This is a genomic window from Saccharothrix stipae, assembly GCF_054781895.1.
Window position 1 is genome coordinate 57581 of record NZ_BAAGTN010000009.1, and the last position, 16367, is coordinate 73947.

Consider the following 16367-nt stretch of genomic DNA (forward strand, 5'->3'; position numbering starts at 1 on the left):
AGGCCAAAGCCGGGCAGGCCTGGCGGATAAAGCGTCCGCCAAGCCTGCCCGGCTTCGTCCAGCCTATGGCACCCGAACCCATGTCAAATCGAGCCTCGGTGGGGATGTTGCGGGGCCGTTGTGGGTGCGTTGGGGCGTGGCGGGGCCGTCGTGTGGGTTATGAGGTTCGGTCGTCTACGGAGAGGACCCAGGTGCCGCGGGCGACGAAGTCGAAGGCGCCGGTGGTGCCGGCCTCGATTCGGGCGCCGTACTGCTGGACCTCGACGCTTTCCAGTTGGTCGTCGGGGTTGGGCAGCACGAGGGTGTAGGCGTACTTCGGGTCGCGTTCGGTGAAGAGTTTGCTGCGCAGTGGTTCTTGGGGTTCGCCCTGGGCGTTGCGGTAGGTGAACTTGACCGACCAGGCGGTGTCGGCCAGGTCGCCGGGCACGGAGATCTGGACCGGGTAGCCCGGGCGCACGCGGAGGACGCCGACCGCGTCGGGGTCGACGTCGCAGTTCTCCGAACGCAGGTCGCAGTACTGGGTCGGGTGGACGTTGATCGCCTCGCCGTCGGCGTAGAACGTCACCTCGGGGGCGGTGGGTACCGCCGCGCAACCGGTCAGGACCAGCAGCGACAGCAGGATCGGGAGTCGGCGCACGGCGGTCGAGCCTACGTGCCGGGCCTGGGCACGACGGGTGCGGGCCGCAGTGGGCGGTTGCCGCCCAGGCCCGGGATGAGCGTTGCACCGCGCCTGGTCTGGACGGTCTGCGCCAGGCCGATCGCCAGCAGGACGGCCAGGACGGTGAAGCCGATCCAGTACTCGGTGGGCAGCAGGACGCCGAGCGCGCCGCCGAACACCCAGCCGAGTTGGAGGATGGTCTCCGAGCGGCCGAAGGCGGAGGCCCTCGACTCGTCCGGGACGTCGTCCTGGATGACCGCGTCCAGGGAGACCTTGGCCAGTGAGCTGGCGGTCGCGCCGATGAGGCCGACGGCCGCGGCGGTGATCAGGCCCGGGAGGACGGCGGCCAGGACGACCGTGGTGAGCGCGGCGATCAGGCAGCCGATGACGACCTGGTCGGGGGCGCCGAAGTGCAGTCGTGCGCCGACGGCGTTGCCCAGGAAGCTGCCGATGCCCGCGGCGGCGGCGATGACGCCCAGCAGGAGCACCTGCATCAAGGCGTCGCCCTCGGTCTGGGCTCGGACGACGAAGGCGGCGAAGAGCATGAGGAAGCCGGTGAGCATGCGGATCGCGCCGTTGCCCCACAGGGCGACCACGACCGTGCGGCCCAGGGGTTGTCGCTTGGGCTTCTGCGGCCTGGCCCGCAGCGAGGTGGGCACCTCGCCCTCGGTGACCTCGACCCAGCTCGGGATGCGCAGGCAGTAGAACGCGTTGGCCAGGCACAGCGCGGCGGTGAACCAGAGGGCGCCCGGTGAGCCGAAGAGGTTGGCGAAGCCCGCCGCCACCGCGCCGAACACGCCGCCGGCGGCCAGGCCGAAGATGGTCATGCGGGCGTTGGTCTTGGACAGGGTGATCTCGCGCGGGAGGACGCGGGGGGTTATCGCGGCCTTGAGGACCGTGAAGGACTTCGACAGCACCATGCTGCCCAGGGCGGCCGGGTAGAGGCCCCAGTTGTCGAAGTTCAGCGCCATCGCGATGGACAGGAAGACCCGGAGCACGCAGGACGCCGCCAGCGCGATCCGCCTGCCGTGCTGGATGCGGTCCAGGGCCGGGCCGATGACGGGGGCCACCAGGGCGAACGGTGCGACGGTGATCAACAGGTAGAGCGCGACCTTGCCGCGGCTCTCACCCGCCGCGGCGGAGAAGAACAGGGTGTTGGCCAGGGCCACCGCCATGGCGGCGTCGGCGGCGTAGTTCAGCATCACCGCGTAGGTCAGCGACGACAGGCCGGACTGCTTGGCGCCGTCGGCGTGGGCGGCCCGGCGGAACGTGGCCAGCGCCTTGCCGCTGAGCTGCTTGGTGCGGAACCACGCGACGCGGGTGACGGTGAGCTTCCTCGGCAGCGTCGGCTCGGTCGGCGCGTCGCTGTCCGGGGGCGGAGCGAAGTGCGCGGACTCGCGTGGCGGCGGGGGCGGGGTCGGGTACGGCCGGGTGCGCGGCTTGTACTCGTCGTCTTCCCACGGGTACCGCCGCGACTGGTCGTCCGGCCGAGGGGGTGTCACCCTTCAATCCTGCCTCACCCGGTGCGGGCTGTCTCACACATTGCCGCCGGTGAGCACGGTGGCGATCGTCTCGCCCGGCACGTCGGCGACGGCGATCGCGGCCAGGCCGATCGCGCCCGCCGGTTCGAGGACCAACCCCAGCGTGGTCCGGGCCAGCGACATCGCGTCTCGAATGGCGTCGTCGGGCACGAGGAGCATGTCGTCGACGAGGGCGCGCAGCCGCGGCACGGCGGCGGGCACGGGTACCCGCACGGCGATCCCGTCGGCGATGGTGTCCGTCGGCGTGTCGGCCGGCGGGCGGCCGGCCCACGCGCGGGCGACGGCCGGGGCACCCTCCGCGCAGACGCCGACGACCCTGGTGTGCGGTGAGTGCTCCTTGAGCCAGCGGGCCATGCCGGTGATCAGGGCGCCGTCCCCGACGGGGATGACGACGGCGTCGATGGAGGTGCCGGCGCGGAGGAGTTCGACCGCGATGCTGCCCGCGCCCTCGGTGATGGCGACGTCACGGCCGTCCTCGACGAAGATCGCGCCGATGCGCTGGGCGTGGTCGCGGGCGGCGTCCTTGGCGCCGGTGAAGTCGCCCGGGACCTCGGTCACGGACGCGCCGAGCGCCTTCATCCGGCGGACCTTGTCGCGCACGGCGGAGGAGGACACGAACACCTCGACCGGGAAGCCCCTGGTGCGGCCGACGTAGGCCACGGCCTGGCCGAAGTTGCCCGCCGACGCGCACACGACCGGACGACCGGGCGGCAGGGTCGTGCCCATGAAGTCCGCGCCGCGGCCCTTGAAGCTGCGCAGCGGGTTGACGGTCTCGACCTTGATCAGCACGCGGCGGTCCAGCGCGGCGCAGAGCTGCTCGTCCACGTACTGCGGGGTGCCGCGGAACACGGGGTCGATGGTCTCGGCGGCGCGGGCGATGTTGTCGAGGTCGATGTCCACGTGCGAGACGGTAAATCACCCGGTGGTGAACCGGACCCGGAAGATCGTCGGCCAGTTCTTGCCGGTGACCAGGAACTCGTCGGTGCCCGGCACGGCGGCGATGCCGTTGAGCACGTCGGTGGCGGGTACGTGCTCCGGCCGCAGGCCGCTCAGGTCGACGGTGGCGGTGACCTGGCCGTTCGCCGGGTCGATGCGCACCACCTCGTCGGTCTGCCACACGTTGGCCCACACCTGGCCGCCGACGCACTCCAGCTCGTTGAGGCGGGTGACCGGCTGCCCGTCCCGGCGGACGGCGACCGTCCCGGTCTCGGCGAAGGAGGAGGGGTCGCGGAACGCGAGCTCGTCGCTGCCGTCGCTCATCACCAGCCGACCGCCGTCGCGGCACAGGCCCCAGCCCTCGCCCTCGTAGGTGACGCGTCTCACTTCTGCCAGCGTGTTCCGGTCCCGCTCGATGGCCACGCCGTCCTGCCAGGTGATCTGCCAGATCCGGTCGCCGACCACGGTGATGCCCTCGCCGAAGAGCGGTTCGGGCAGGTCGACGCGCTGCTCCACCTCGCCGGTGCCGGGGTCGATCCGGCGCAGCGACGACTGGCCCTCCAGCCCCGTGCCCTCGTAGAGGACGCCGTCGGACAGCTCCAACCCCTGGGTGAACGCGCCGGGGTCGTGGGGCAGCGTGCCCAGCACCTCGACCCGGGTCGGCCCGCCCGTTGGACCGCTCGGCGGGGTGGTGCACGCCGCCGACAAGACCAACACCGTCGCCATCAGGAGCCACCGCACGTCCGAAAGGGTGGCACGTGTGCACGGGGCTGCGAAGACGTGCGGCACAATTCACCTGTGACCGCCACGCCGACCCGCCAGCCCGATCCAGCGCTCGCCGACCCAGCGGCAGTCCGGCTCGCCCGAGCCGCCGCACAAGATGAGGCGGGCGCGGAACGCGTCGGCGACCACGTGGGCGCGGTGGCCGAGGACGAGGTGTCGGCCACCCACCTGTTCGAGGCCGAGCACGCGGGCTACCGCGGCTGGAACTGGGCCGTCACGGTGGCGTTCGCCGGACCCGGCACGCCGCTGTCGGTGAGCGAGGTCGTGCTGCTGCCCGGCGACGACGCGCTGGTCGCGCCCGAGTGGGTGCCGTGGCACGAGCGGGTCCGCGCGGGCGACCTCGGTGTCGGCGACCTGCTGCCCACGCCCGAGGACGACCCGCGCCTGGCGCCCGGCTACGTCGGCTCGGACGACCCGGCGGTGGAGGACGTCGCCCTGGAGGTCGGGCTCGGCCGCGTGCGGGTGCTGTCCCGCGAGGGCGTGCTCGACGCCGCCCAGCGCTGGCACACCGGTGACTTCGGGCCGCGCAGCGAGATGGCCCGCAGCGCGCCCGCCACCTGCGGCACCTGCGGGTTCTACACCCGGATCACCGGTTCGCTCGGCGCCGCCTTCGGGGTGTGCGCGAACGAGCTGACCCCGGCCGACGGCCACGTGGTGCACGTGGAGTACGGGTGCGGCGGGCACTCCGAGGTCGAGGTCGAGGGCGGTCCGCTGGTGCCGGTCGCCGAGGTCGTGTACGACGACGCGGTGCTGGACGTGGAGGCCAACCCCGCTGCCGACGAGAGCGGGAAGTGAGCGCGGACCCGTTCGGCACCGAGGCGCTGCGCGAGTCGGTGCTGGCCGCGTGGCGCGGCTCGCCGACGCGGTTCCGGGAGGACGCCAACGCCGAGGAGGACCTGCGGCTCGGCGGCTACCGGGACCGGCTGCTGGTGGAGCTCGCGCAGAACGCGTCCGACGCGGCCCGCGGCACGCCCGGCGTGCTGCGGTTGTCCGTCGTGGACGGCGAGTTGCGCGCCGCGAACACCGGAGCGCCGCTGGACGCGGCGGGCGTGGCGGCGCTGGCGTCGTTGCGGGCGTCGTCGAAGGCCTCGGACACGGTCGGCCAGTTCGGCGTGGGTTTCGCCGCCGTGCTGGCGGTGAGCGACGAGCCGCGGGTGGTGTCGAGGTCCGGTTCGGTGGCGTTCTCGGCCGCCCGCACGCGGGAGGCGGTGCCGTCGCTGGCGTCCGCGCGCGGCGGTGACGTGCCGGTGCTGCGGTTGGTGTGGCCGTCCGACGAGGCCGACCTGCCGGACGGGTTCGACACCGAGGTGCGGCTGCCGTTGAAAGCCGGCGGCGGCGACGCGCTGCTGGCCGAGTTCGCGTTGCAGGTGCCGGACCTGCTGCTGGCGTTGCCGGGGTTGCGGCGGGTCGAGGTCGGGGCGGACGCGTGGGAGCGGTCCGAGACCGACGGTGTGGTGGTGCTGACCGGGCCCGGTGGGGCGCAGCGGTGGCTGGTGCACCGGGTGGGTGGCGAGTTGCCCGCGTCACTGGTCACCGGCGTGGAGTCGCGGCCGCAGTGGTCGGTGTGCTGGGCGTGGCCGATGGACGAGCCGCTGTCCGGTGACGTGCTGCACGCGCCGACGCCGACCGACGAGAAGCTGTCGCTGCCCGCGCGGCTGATCGCGACGCTGCCGGTGGAGCCGTCCCGGCGGCGGGTGCTGGCGGGCGCGGCGGCGTCGTTCGTGCTGGACCAGGCCGCGTCGGCGTACCCGGAGCTGGTGGCGAAGCTGCCCGCGGTCGAGCGGACCTCGTTGGTGCCGCTGCCCGGGTTCCCCTTGTCCGAAGTGGACGATCGACTGCGGACGGGTGTGCTGGCGGCGTTGCGGGCTGCCTCGTGGTTGCCGTTGGCGGACGGCGAGTGGGCCGCGCCGTCGGCCGCGAAGGTGCTGGACCTGGCGTCGTTCGAGCTGGTCGAGCTCCTGGAGGACGTGATACCCGGCCTGCTCGACTACGAGCTGACGTTGCCACCGCACGCGAAGGCGTTGGCGGCGCTGGAAGTGCCGCGGCTCGGTGTGTCCGAAGTGGTCACCGCGCTGGCCGGGGTCGGCGGCGACCCGGCGTGGTGGCACCAGGTGTACGACGCGCTGTCGCCGGTCGCGGACGTCGACTCGACCGCGCGCGAGGCCATGGGCGGCCTGCCCGTGCCGCTGGTGGACGGCCGCCTGGTGAGCAGCCCGCGCGGGGTGCTGGTGGGCACGGACTCGGAGCTGTTCTCGGTGTCCGGGCTGCGGATCGCGCACCCCGAGGCGGCGCACCCGCTGCTGCTGCGGCTGGGTGCGACCGAGGCGAGCCCGGCGGAGCTGCTGGACTCCGACGCGGTGCGCGAGGCCGTGCACCGCAGCCTGGACGACCCCGCGCTGGACGGACCGGAACTGGTGCGGACCGTGCTGCGGCTGGTGTCGCGGGCCGGTGGGCGACCATGGCTCTCGGAGCTGGCGCTGCCGTCGGTGGACGGCGAGTGGCGGCGCGCGGACGAGCTCGTGCTGCCGGACTCGGCGCTGCTGGAGGTACTGGAGTCCGACGCGCCGTTCGGCGTGCTGGACGCGTCGGTGGCGGCGCAGTGGCCGCGGTCGGTGCTGACGGACGTCGGCGTGATCGACGGGTTCACCGTGGTCGAGGACGACTCGCCCACCGAGCCCGACCACGACCTGGCCGACGAGGGCTACTGGTGGGACGCGTTCGACGTGCCGCCCACGCGGGTGCTCGGCATCCGCGACCTGGACCTGGTGGCCCGCGACAAGTGGCCGCGGGCGCTGGCGATGATGGCCGCCGACCCCGTGGCGTGGCGCGCGGTGAGCGAGCCGGACGGCTACACGGGCTGGTGGCTGGCCCGGTACGCGACGATCGACGGCGTGCCGCTCGGGTCGTGGCGGCTGCCCGACGCCGACGGGCTGGAGGGCCTGTACGACGTGGTGCCGTCGATCGACCTGCCGCCGCACGTGCTGGCCGCCGCGGGCGTGCGCACGTCGTTGAGCGTGGTGGATTCCGACGACGTGACCGACCTGATCGCCCGGCTGGGGGATCCGGCGCGCAAGCTGTCCGACGCCCTGGTGCTGCGCGTGCACGCGATGCTGGCCGAGGTGGCGGACTCGGTGAGCGTCGAGCCGCCGGACCGGGTGCGCGTGCTGACCGGCGCGGCCGAGTCGGCCGACGACGTGCTGGTGCCGGACCTGCCGTGGCTGCTCGGCGTGCTGCCGCCCGAGCAGGTGCTGGCCTCGGCCGGTTCGGCGGCCGAGCTGGCCGAACTCCTGGCCCTGCCGCTGGCGTCGGAAGAGGTGACCGGGACCGTCGTCGGCGAGGGTGACGAGGTGATCTGGTCGGAGCTGGGCGCGGTGCGGCTGGCGTGCGACCTGCTCGGCGTGGAGCTGCCGGACGGTTCGCTGATCGTGCACGACGACCTGGTGGTGGCGGCCGAGGGCGCCGAGCACTCGGTGTCGTGGTGGGTGGACGACACGGTTTTGCACGCCGCCGACACCCCCGAGGGGCTGGCGCGCGCTCTGGCGTGGACGACGGGCCGTTGGGACGACCGGCACACGTTCGCCGCCCTGATCGCCGACCCGACGCCGTCAGTGCTGCTGGGCTGACCGCCGGTCCCGAGTTGCCGGTTTGGCCGCCTGCTGCCAAGATCACCCAATCGGGCAAGCGGCTCCGGGGATGAATGGAAATCCCGGAGTTGTTGCCGGAAGAGAAGGAGGCGCGGCGCCCCGGCCCTTGGTGTCGGTCAAGCGCCGTGTCGGTCGAGTGCGGTGTCGGTCGATCGCGGTGCCAGCAGCCCGGTGGCATCGAGCCCCTGGGTGTCGGCAGCCCGGTGTAGGCCGAGCCCCGGCGTCAGCCAGACCCGCGAGCCCCGGTGTCGGCCAGACCCGGTGTCAGCCGAGCCCCCTCACTCAAGGCCCTGGCCGTGCTGAGCGGTGCGGCTGCCGCGGCGGGCGGCGGAGCGTTGCCAGGTGAAGATGCCGTAGCCGATGAGGCCCAGCAGGCCGCCGGACAGGCAGGTCCACGCCACGACCCCGAAGCCGTCGCCGAACAGCAGCGCACCGACCAGCGCCAGCACCCACAGCGCCGTCCCGGCCACGATCGCGGGCACGGGGTCGGCCAGCTTCGGCGGTAGCGGGGGCGGGGGTGGGAGCGGTGGGGGTGGGAGGGGTGCTGCGTCCTGTTCGGCCACGTCGGGCAGGCTACTCGCCCGAAACACGAGTAAGGCACGCTCTGCCTGCTCAACCACCGCCGACCGAGGAGATGAGATGGCCACCGCCGAGACACCCGCCGCCGCGACGCCGCCGGGCGGGCCGGCCCGTTCCAAGCTGGACGGGTTCTTCAAGATCTCCGAACGCGGCTCGTCGGTCGGCCGGGAGGTGCGCGGTGGGCTCGTCACGTTCGTGACGATGGCCTACATCGTCGTGCTGAACCCGCTGATCCTGGGCAGCTTCGCCGCCGACGACCCCGGCGCCAAGGTGGACGTGCTGGGCAACATCCTCACCATCCCGCAGGTGGCGGCGGTGACGGCGCTGGTCGCGGGCGTGATGACGATCCTGTTCGGACTCGTCGCCAACTACCCGTTCGCGCTGGCCACGGGCCTGGGGATCAACTCGTTCGTGGCCGTCACGATCGTGCCGCAGATGTCGTGGCCCGAGGCGATGGGCCTGGTCGTGGTCAACGGCCTGGTGGTGCTGCTGCTGGTCGTCACGGGCGTCCGCACGGCCGTGTTCAACGCGGTGCCGGCGGAGCTGAAGGCGGCCATCGCGGTCGGCATCGGCCTGTTCATCTGCTTCATCGGCCTGGTCGACGCCGGGTTCGTGCGCCGGTTGCCGGACGCCGCGGGCACCACCGTCCCGGTCGGACTCGGCATCAACGGCTCCATCGCGTCGTGGCCGACGTTCGTGTTCGTGGTCGGCCTGGTGGTCACCGGCATCCTGGTCGCGCGCAAGGTCAAGGGCGCGATCCTGATCGGCGTGCTGGCGGCGACCGTGCTGTCCATCGTGATCGAGGCGATCGTCAAGGCGGGCCCGTCGAAGGGCACCAACCCGGCCGGCTGGAACCTCGGCTACCCCGGGCTGCCGGAACAGGTGTTCGGCCTGCCCGACCTCTCTCTGCTGGGTGACGTGTCGTTCGGCGCGTGGACGCGGGTGCCCGCGCTGACCGCGGCGCTGCTGGTGTTCACGCTGGTGCTCACGGACTTCTTCGATACCGTCGGCACGATGACCGGCCTGGGCAAGGAGGCCGGCGTCATCGGCAAGGACGGCCAGCTGCCCGGTGTGTCGAAGGCCCTGTTCGTGGACGGCGTCGGCGCGGTCGCGGGCGGTGCGGCGTCCTCGTCGTCCAACACCGTCTACATCGAATCGGCGTCCGGCATCGCGGAGGGCGCGCGGACGGGGTTGGCCAACATCGTCACCGGGCTGCTGTTCCTGGCCGCCATGTTCCTCACCCCGCTGTACGCGGTGGTGCCGATCGAGGCGGCCGCGCCCGCGCTGGTGATCGTCGGCGCGCTGATGATCATGCAGATCAAGGAGATCGACTTCGCCGACTTCTCCGTCGGCCTGCCCGCGTTCCTCACGATCGTGGTCATGCCGTTCACCTACTCGATCGCGAACGGCATCGGCGCGGGCTTCGTCAGCTACGTGGTGCTGCGCGCGCTGACCGGACGGGCGCGCAGCGTGCACCCGCTCATGTGGATCGTGGCGGCGGCGTTCGTCGTCTACTTCGCGATCGGACCCATCCAGGCCGCGCTCGCCGGCTGAATGGGCAAGTTCACACGATGGGCGCAGAGATCGTGAGGTATGCTAACTACGTGGCGGAGCACGAGGCTGAAGCAGGACTGGCGAGTCGGTTGCGACTGGCCGTGGTCCGGCTCAACCGCAGGCTCCGCGCGCAGCGGGTGAACTCCGCGATCTCGCTCACCCAGGTGTCCGCGCTGTCCACGTTGCACAAGTGCGGGCCCCTGACGCCGGGCGAGCTGGCCGCCAAGGAAGGCGTCCAGCCCCCGTCGATGACCAGGGTGATAGCCGCCCTGGAGGAGTACGGGTTCGCCACGCGCCGTCCGCACCCCACCGACGGCCGGCAGGCCATCGTGGAGCTGAGCGAGACGGGGCTGAACTACATCAACGAAGAGGTGTCCGCCCGCGAGGCCTGGCTGGACAAGCGGCTGGCCGAGCTGACACCCGAGGAACGGGGCGTGCTCTCGCGCGCCGCCGAGATCATCGACAGGATGGCGGGGCAGTAACGAAGTGCCGGCGTACGCGGGTGGGGCAGAGACGGACCAGGTCGAACGCAACCCAGCCGCACCCCCGCCGCGCAGGCGCACCTTCGGATCGCTCCGCGTGCGCAACTACCGCCTCTACGCCTCCGGTCAGGTCGTCTCCCTGGTCGGGCTGTGGATGCAGCGCGTCGCCCAGGACTGGCTGGTGCTGGAGCTGTCCGACGGCTCACCGGTCGCGCTGGGCATCGCCGCCGCGCTCCAGTTCGCGCCCACGTTGTTCCTGTCGCTGTGGGCGGGCGTGCTCGCCGACCGGATGGACAAGCGCAAGCTGCTGCTGGTGCTGGAGACCGGTCTCGGGCTCTGCGCGCTGACCCTGGGCCTGCTCGACGTCACCGGCGTGGTGCAGCTGTGGCACGTCTACCTGCTGTGCCTGCTGCTGGGCGCGGTGTCGGCGGTGGAGACGCCGGTGCGGCAGAGCTTCGTGGTCGAGATGGTGGGCCGCGACCAGCTCACCAACGCGGTGGCGTTGAACGCCATGACGTTCAACCTGGCGCGCATGGTCGGCCCGGCCGTGGCCGGGGTGATGATCATCTTCGTGGGCACCGGCTGGGTGTTCCTGATCAACGCGGTCAGCTTCCTCGGGGTGCTGGCCGGGCTGCTGCTGATGCGTGCCGCCGAACTGCACCGCGGCGACCCGGTGCCGCGGGAGAAGGGGCAGCTGCGGGAAGGCCTGCGGTACGTGCGCAAGCGCCCCGACCTGGTGATCCTGCTGTGCCTGGTGTTCTTCATCAGCACGTTCGGGCTGAACTTCTACGTCACGTTGGCCGTGCTCGCGCGCAACACGTTCGGCGGCGACGCCTCCGCGTACGGCCTGCTGTCCACGCTGCTCGCGGTCGGCACGCTGGCCGGCGCGACGTTGGCCGCACGGCGCAGCGCCCGCGGCAAGCCGCGGCTGAGGCTGCTGATCCTGGGCGCGCTGGCGTTCGGCGTGCTGGAGGTCGTGGTCGGGCTGATGCCCACGATGTGGCTGGCCGGCGCCGCGCTGATCCCCGTAGGCATCGCCATGATGACGTTCACCACGACCGCCAACGCGACCGTGCAGCTGGGCGTGTCGCCCGCCATGCGCGGCCGGGTGATGGGCCTGTACATGCTGGTCTTCCTGGGTGGCAACCCGTTGGGCGGCCCGGTGATGGGCTGGCTGGCCGAGCACTTCACCGCGCGGGCGCCGTTGGTCGTCGGCGGGGTGGTGTCGATCCTGGCGGCCGTGGTCGGCGGGCTCGTGCTGGCCCGGCGTGGCGGGCTCCGGCTGCCGGTGCACCGCCTCGGCCTGCGCCGCCGCGCCCGGGTCTGACGCCCGGCAACCCCGGCGGCGGGCCGAGGGGCGCGTCAAGATGTCCGGGTGGTCATCGCGACGGACTGGGTCCGGCTGCTCGTCGTCTGCCTGATCTTCACCGCGGTCGCGGGCGCGGTGGTGTGGTGGGCACGGCTGGCCTCGCCGAAACCGGTGGTCCGGGCGGCCGTGCGGGCGACCGCGCAGCTGGCCGCGGTGTCGGCGGTGATCACGGTGGTGCTCGCGTCGTTGCCGCTGACGGCGGCGTTCCTGGTGCTGATGGCGGGCGTGGCCACGGGCACGTCGGCCGCGCGCACGAAGACCGGCCGGCGTGGGGTGTGGGTGGCCGCGGCGATCCTCGGCGGGACGGTGCCCGCGATCGCCGGCTTGGTGGCGAGCGGTCTCGTGCCGTTGCGCGGCATCGCGCTGGTGCCGGTCGGCGGCATCCTGATCGGCGGCGCGATGACCGCGACCACGTTGTCCGTGCGACGGGCGCTCGACACGCTGCGGGACCGGCACGGCGAGTACGAGGCGGCGCTGGCGCTCGGGTTCACCGAACCGGTCGCGGTGCGCGAGTTGGTGCGCACGCCTGCCGCCGAGGCGCTGATCCCGGCGCTCGACCAGACCCGCACGGTCGGCCTGGTCACCTTGCCCGGCGCGTTCGTCGGGATGCTGCTGGGCGGCGCGCCGGTGTGGCAGGCGGGTGCGTTGCAGCTCGTCGTGCTGCTGGGGTTGCTGGCGGTGGAGGCGGTGGCCATCGCGGTGGTCGTGGAACTCGTCGCGAGAGGTCTGGTGCGCAGGACTGGTGCCACGGGGGAGCTTAGGCTATCCTAAGTCTCGTCGCTTCGTGGTGGGAGCGGCAGTCAGTTCGGGAACAGACGAGGCCCCGCCTCCCGGTCGTACCGCCGGGTGGCGGGGCCTGGTCGTGTCCGGGGTCCGGGTTCCGGCCGGGGGAAACTCACGTGCCGAGCGCGGGTCGACGTGTCACGATCGGATGGTGTTGACAGCCAGGAACGTGACGCTGTCGTTCGGTCCGCGGACCGTGCTCTCGGAGGTCGACCTCGATGTTCCCGCAGGTGAGCGCATAGGCCTGCTCGCGCCGAACGGCGTGGGCAAGTCCACCCTGCTGCGCGTGCTGGCCGGTGAGCTGGTCCCGGACTCGGGCGCGGTCACCGCTCGCGGCGTGGTCGCGCACCTGACCCAGGAGACCGAGGTCCGGCCCGGCGAGTCGCTGCGCGACCACCTCGCCCGCCGCACCGGTGTGGCGTCGGCCGAGCGCGCGTTCGAGGCCGCCACGCGGGCTTTGAGCGAAGGCGCACCGGGTGCCGACGACGCCTACGCGCGGGCGTTCGACGGGTGGACCGCGTCCGGCGCGGCCGACTTCGCCGAGCGCGCCGACGAGGTGTGCGAACGGCTCGGCCTGCCCGCGACGTTGCTGGACGAGCGCGGGTCGGGCGAGTTGTCCGGCGGGCAGGCGGCGCGGCTGCGGCTCGCGGCCGTGCTGCTGACCACGGCCGACGTGCTGCTGCTCGACGAGCCGACCAACGACCTCGACCTGGCCGGGTTGGAGGTCCTGGAGTCGCACGTGCTGCGCAGCCGTGCCGGGATGGTCCTGGTCAGCCACGACCGCGAGTTCCTGGCCCGCACCACGACCGCGATCGCGGAACTGGACGAGTTCAGCCACGGCGTGACCGTGTTCGGCGGCGGGTGGGACGCCTACGTGCAGGAGCAGGCTCGTGCCCGGCAGCGGGCGCGGGAGGAGTACGAGGCGTACGCGGCCAAGCGCGACTCGTTGACGCAGCGGTCCCGGCAGACCCGCGAGTGGTCGCGGCAGGGCGTGCGGCGCAACGCGAAGTCCGACGAGAGCGACAAGTTCGTCAAGTTCTTCGCCAAGCAGGGCGCGGAGAACCTCACCGCGAAGGCGTCCACGGTGGACCGCGCGCTGGACCGGCTGGAGGAGGTCGAGGAGCCGCGCGAGCCGTGGGAACTGCGGTTGACGCTGCCCAGCGCGGGGCGGGGCAGCCAGGTCGCGTTCACCCTGCGCGACGCGGTGGTCAGCCGGGGCGAGGTCACGCTCGGTCCGATCGACCTCACCATCGGCGCGGGGGAGCGCTGGCGCATCGCCGGGCCCAACGGGTCGGGCAAGTCGACGTTGCTCGGCGCGCTGCTCGGCCGGCTGCCGCTCGACTCGGGTGACCGGAGTCAGGGGCCCGCGGTCGTGGTGGGCGAGGTCGACCAGGTGCGGGCCGACTTCGCGGTGGACGAGCCGGTGCTGGACGTGGTGACCGCGCTGACCGGGCTGTCGGACGTGGCGGCGCGGACGTTGCTGGCGAAGTTCCGGGTGGGCGCCGACGCCGTGCTGCGGCCGGCCCGTTCGCTGTCGCCCGGCGAGCGGACCAGGGCCGGGTTGGCCGTGTTGCAGGCCAGGGGCACCACGTGCCTGGTGCTGGACGAGCCGACCAACCACCTCGACGTGGCGGCCATCGAACAACTCGAACAGGCGCTGGAGGGCTACGAGGGCACGCTCCTGCTCGTCACCCACGACCGCCGGTTGGCCGCGGCAGTGGGGGTTGACCACACCTTGGACGTGCGGACCCTGGCAAGATAGGCGCATGGGCACCGAGGAGGACTGGCCGATCGAGCAGACGTGGTCACTGCGCAACACGCATTGGCACGCCTATGTGGAGCACACGTCCCTCGACCACGCCTCCCCGCGCCAGGAGCGCCTGGAGCGCACGCCGGAAGAGGTCCTGACCACGCCGACCGAGGTCGCCGCGTGGTTGGAGGTCAACCTGCGCAGCGCGACGAAGCCGGAGGAGGCCGGGAAGAAGCGCACGAAGGACGAGCGCGACTTCTCCGACTCGAACCGGGTGCACACGTCGCTGGCGTCGGCGGGCGAGAGCATCTACACGGGCGTGAAGGGCATGCTGACCTTGGCCGTGGAGGCGGTGACGCCCGACGAGTGCCGCAGCTCCCACGACGGCGCCGACGTCGCCCCCCTGAAAGCCGGCCGCCGCCGCTGACCTCCGCGGCTGACCCTGACGCCCCCTCGTCGACCGGGTCGGGACTGGTCGGGAGGTCGGAGCGACCGGGGGCGGGCAACCGGGTGCCCGGAACCTGGACCAGGTGGATGACCTGCCCGCCGTGCCCCGACGCGCGGCGGGCAGGTCGTGGTCGTGGGCTAATCGCCCACGGGCCAGGTGTGCACGGGTTCGCCCGCGTGCGACAGCTCGACGTAGCGCCCGAGCATGGCGCTCAGCGCGGCGTCCCGGTCCGCGCCCCGCTCCTCCAGCAGCGCCACCGTCTCGCGCTGCCACTGCGACCCCGTGCGCCGCGCCAGGCACCTCGCCTCGATCACGCCCAAGTACCGCTCGCGCGCCTCGTCGGACACGCCGCACGCGCGCAGCCCCTCGTGCGCCAGCGGCAGGAGGCGGCGCAGGACCAGCTCGTCCGGCGGTACCCAGCCGATACCCGGCCAGTACAGCTGCGCGCCCATCCCGTGCCGCGAACCGGCGTACAGGTTCTCCTCCGCCGCGTGGAAGGACATCTGCGTCCACAACGGACGTTCCAGCGTGGTCAGGGCCCGTTGCGCGCCGTAGAAGAACGCGGCGTTGGCCATCGTGTCCAGCACCGTCGGCCCGGCCGGCAGCACGCGGTTCTCCACGCGCAGGTGCGGCACGCCGTCGACCACGTCGTACACCGGCCGGTTCCACCGCCACACGGTCCCGTTGTGCAACCGCAGCTCCGTCAACGACGGCGTGCCGCCCGACCCGAGCACGTCCAACGGGTCCTCGTCGCCGGTCTCCGGCAGCAACGCCGGGAAGTACCGCACGTTCTCCTCGAACAGGTCGAAGATCGACGTGATCCACCGCTCGCCGAACCACACCCGCGGCCGGACGCCCTGGTTCTTCAGCTCCTGCGAACGCGTGTCCGTGGCCTGGAGGAACAGCGGTATCCGGGTCTCGTGCCACAACGCCCGACCGAGCAGGAACGGCGAGTTCGCCGCGATCGCCACCTGCACCCCGGCCAACGCCTGCGCCGCGTTCCAGTGCGCCGCGAAGTCGTCCGGCGCGACCTGGAGGTGCAGCTGCACGGACGTGCAAGCCGCCTCCGGCATGATCGACTCGGCGTAGCTGGACAGCCGCTCGCCCGCCCGCCCCGGCAGCGGCGAGCCCTCCATCGACAGCACGACCGCCTCGCCGCGCGCCGCGAGGATCTGGTCGTTCAACGTCGTGTACCGCGGCTGCTGCGACAACCACCGCCGGTCGAAGTGCTCGTGCCGCAACGTCGGCAGCACCCCGATCATCACGATCGACGTGCCCGCGTCGTGCGCCTTGACGTCGGCCGACGCCAGCGTGGAGACCAGCTCCTGCTCCAGGTCCAGCGTCTCGTCACCGGCCAGCTCGCGCGGCGGGACGTTGACCTCCAGGTTGTGCTGACCCAGTTCCAGCGTGAACGACGGATCGTCGATCTTCTCCAGCACCTCGGAGTTGGCCATCGCGGGCCGGCAGGCCCCGTCGACCAGGTTCAGCTCGATCTCCAGCCCCATCTGCTGCCTCGGGAAGGAGAAGCTGTCCTCGACCAGCATGGTTCCCAGCGCGTCCATGCACCGCTGCATGCGCTCGCGATAGCGCTGGCGGTCCTCTCTGGTGAACGTCCGACTGGACACATCCGTACCCATGCCGCCTCCCAATCGGTAGGGCTGCTCCGGCGGGCTTAGCGGAGGCCAACCGTGACACAGCAAGCACTTGCCCGCCAGCGTCCAAATCGGTGCTCTCTGTCACATGCTGGTAACAATCAGCGAGAACTCGCTGGTGGTGGGCTTGCGCTCACGTGCCTCCTTCTGCGAGGACCGTTCACCTAAGTGGAGGTGGGACACTGCTG

14 protein-coding genes are annotated in these 16367 nt (G+C 72.4%); 8 read left to right on the forward strand and 6 right to left on the reverse strand.

All coding sequences use genetic code 11. From position 1 onward, the window contains the following. Positions 1–157 precede the first annotated feature (157 nt). From ACYVLT_RS23310 to ACYVLT_RS23325, 4 genes are read right to left on the reverse strand one after another with little or no spacing between them, the layout of a single operon-like run. Positions 158–637: a DUF2771 family protein gene (locus tag ACYVLT_RS23310; protein WP_461122328.1), complete on the reverse strand. Its 480-nt coding sequence runs from the start codon at positions 635–637 to the stop codon at positions 158–160. An 11-nt stretch (positions 638–648) separates the two neighbouring features. Continuing rightward, the gene (locus tag ACYVLT_RS23315; protein WP_461122329.1) at positions 649–2160 is read right to left on the reverse strand and encodes an MFS transporter; all 1512 of its coding nucleotides are present in this window, start codon (positions 2158–2160) and stop codon (positions 649–651) included. Between the two features lie 33 nt (positions 2161–2193). Beyond that, positions 2194–3099, reverse strand: a complete 906-nt coding sequence (locus tag ACYVLT_RS23320) for a threonine ammonia-lyase (RefSeq protein ID WP_461122330.1) — start codon at positions 3097–3099, stop codon at positions 2194–2196. 15 nt (positions 3100–3114) lie between these two features. Next, on the reverse strand, positions 3115–3861 hold the full coding sequence (locus tag ACYVLT_RS23325; RefSeq protein WP_461122784.1) for a glutaminyl-peptide cyclotransferase: 747 nt from the start codon (positions 3859–3861) through the stop codon (positions 3115–3117). A gap of 72 nt (positions 3862–3933) precedes the next feature. On the opposite strand from ACYVLT_RS23325, the gene ACYVLT_RS23330 reads away from it, so the two are divergent. Continuing rightward, a complete protein-coding gene (locus ACYVLT_RS23330; protein ID WP_461122331.1) occupies positions 3934–4713 on the forward strand; it encodes a DUF3027 domain-containing protein in 780 nt (259 codons plus the stop codon). Continuing rightward, positions 4710–7541, forward strand: a complete 2832-nt coding sequence (locus ACYVLT_RS23335) for a sacsin N-terminal ATP-binding-like domain-containing protein (RefSeq protein WP_461122332.1) — start codon at positions 4710–4712, stop codon at positions 7539–7541. The genes ACYVLT_RS23330 and ACYVLT_RS23335 overlap by 4 nt, the downstream gene beginning before the upstream one ends. A 299-nt stretch (positions 7542–7840) precedes the next feature. Here ACYVLT_RS23335 and ACYVLT_RS23340 read toward each other — a convergent pair whose 3' ends face one another. Then, positions 7841–8125 carry a DUF2530 domain-containing protein gene (locus tag ACYVLT_RS23340; RefSeq protein WP_461122333.1) on the reverse strand — a complete coding sequence of 95 codons (285 nt, stop codon included), beginning with the start codon at positions 8123–8125 and terminating at the stop codon, positions 7841–7843. Positions 8126–8201: 76 nt separating this feature from the next. Here ACYVLT_RS23340 and ACYVLT_RS23345 point away from each other — a divergent pair, with 76 nt between their 5' ends. The 6 genes from ACYVLT_RS23345 to ACYVLT_RS23370 all read left to right on the forward strand — a co-directional run bounded on the left by ACYVLT_RS23345 (position 8202) and on the right by ACYVLT_RS23370 (position 14506). Further along, on the forward strand, positions 8202–9695 hold the full coding sequence (locus ACYVLT_RS23345) for an NCS2 family permease (protein ID WP_461122334.1): 1494 nt from the start codon (positions 8202–8204) through the stop codon (positions 9693–9695). Positions 9696–9712: 17 nt separating this feature from the next. Next, positions 9713–10177 carry a MarR family winged helix-turn-helix transcriptional regulator gene (locus ACYVLT_RS23350; protein WP_461122335.1) on the forward strand — a complete coding sequence of 155 codons (465 nt, stop codon included), beginning with the start codon at positions 9713–9715 and terminating at the stop codon, positions 10175–10177. Positions 10178–10181: 4 nt separating this feature from the next. Further along, entirely contained in the window at positions 10182–11504 is a 1323-nt protein-coding gene (locus tag ACYVLT_RS23355; protein WP_461122336.1) for an MFS transporter, read from the forward strand. Positions 11505–11552: 48 nt separating this feature from the next. Beyond that, entirely contained in the window at positions 11553–12317 is a 765-nt protein-coding gene (locus tag ACYVLT_RS23360) for an ABC transporter permease (protein ID WP_461122337.1), read from the forward strand. 163 nt (positions 12318–12480) lie between these two features. Then, entirely contained in the window at positions 12481–14091 is a 1611-nt protein-coding gene (locus tag ACYVLT_RS23365) for an ABC-F family ATP-binding cassette domain-containing protein (protein WP_461122338.1), read from the forward strand. 4 nt (positions 14092–14095) lie between these two features. Beyond that, on the forward strand, positions 14096–14506 hold the full coding sequence (locus ACYVLT_RS23370; protein WP_158848477.1) for a hypothetical protein: 411 nt from the start codon (positions 14096–14098) through the stop codon (positions 14504–14506). A 158-nt stretch (positions 14507–14664) separates the two neighbouring features. Here ACYVLT_RS23370 and ACYVLT_RS23375 read toward each other — a convergent pair whose 3' ends face one another. Continuing rightward, positions 14665–16164, reverse strand: a complete 1500-nt coding sequence (locus tag ACYVLT_RS23375) for a glutamate-cysteine ligase family protein (protein ID WP_461122339.1) — start codon at positions 16162–16164, stop codon at positions 14665–14667. Between the last annotated feature and the right edge of the window lie 203 nt (positions 16165–16367).

Excerpts from the sequence above, each read along its gene's own strand:
- ACYVLT_RS23325 (WP_461122784.1), bottom strand. The coding sequence starts at position 3,861 with ATGGCGACGGTGTTGGTCTTGTCGGCGGCGTGCACCACCCCGCCGAGC.
- ACYVLT_RS23345 (WP_461122334.1), top strand. The coding sequence starts at position 8,202 with ATGGCCACCGCCGAGACACCCGCCGCCGCGACGCCGCCGGGCGGGCCG.
- ACYVLT_RS23350 (WP_461122335.1), top strand. The coding sequence starts at position 9,713 with ATGGGCGCAGAGATCGTGAGGTATGCTAACTACGTGGCGGAGCACGAG.
- ACYVLT_RS23370 (WP_158848477.1), top strand. The coding sequence starts at position 14,096 with ATGGGCACCGAGGAGGACTGGCCGATCGAGCAGACGTGGTCACTGCGC.
- ACYVLT_RS23375 (WP_461122339.1), bottom strand. The coding sequence starts at position 16,164 with ATGGGTACGGATGTGTCCAGTCGGACGTTCACCAGAGAGGACCGCCAG.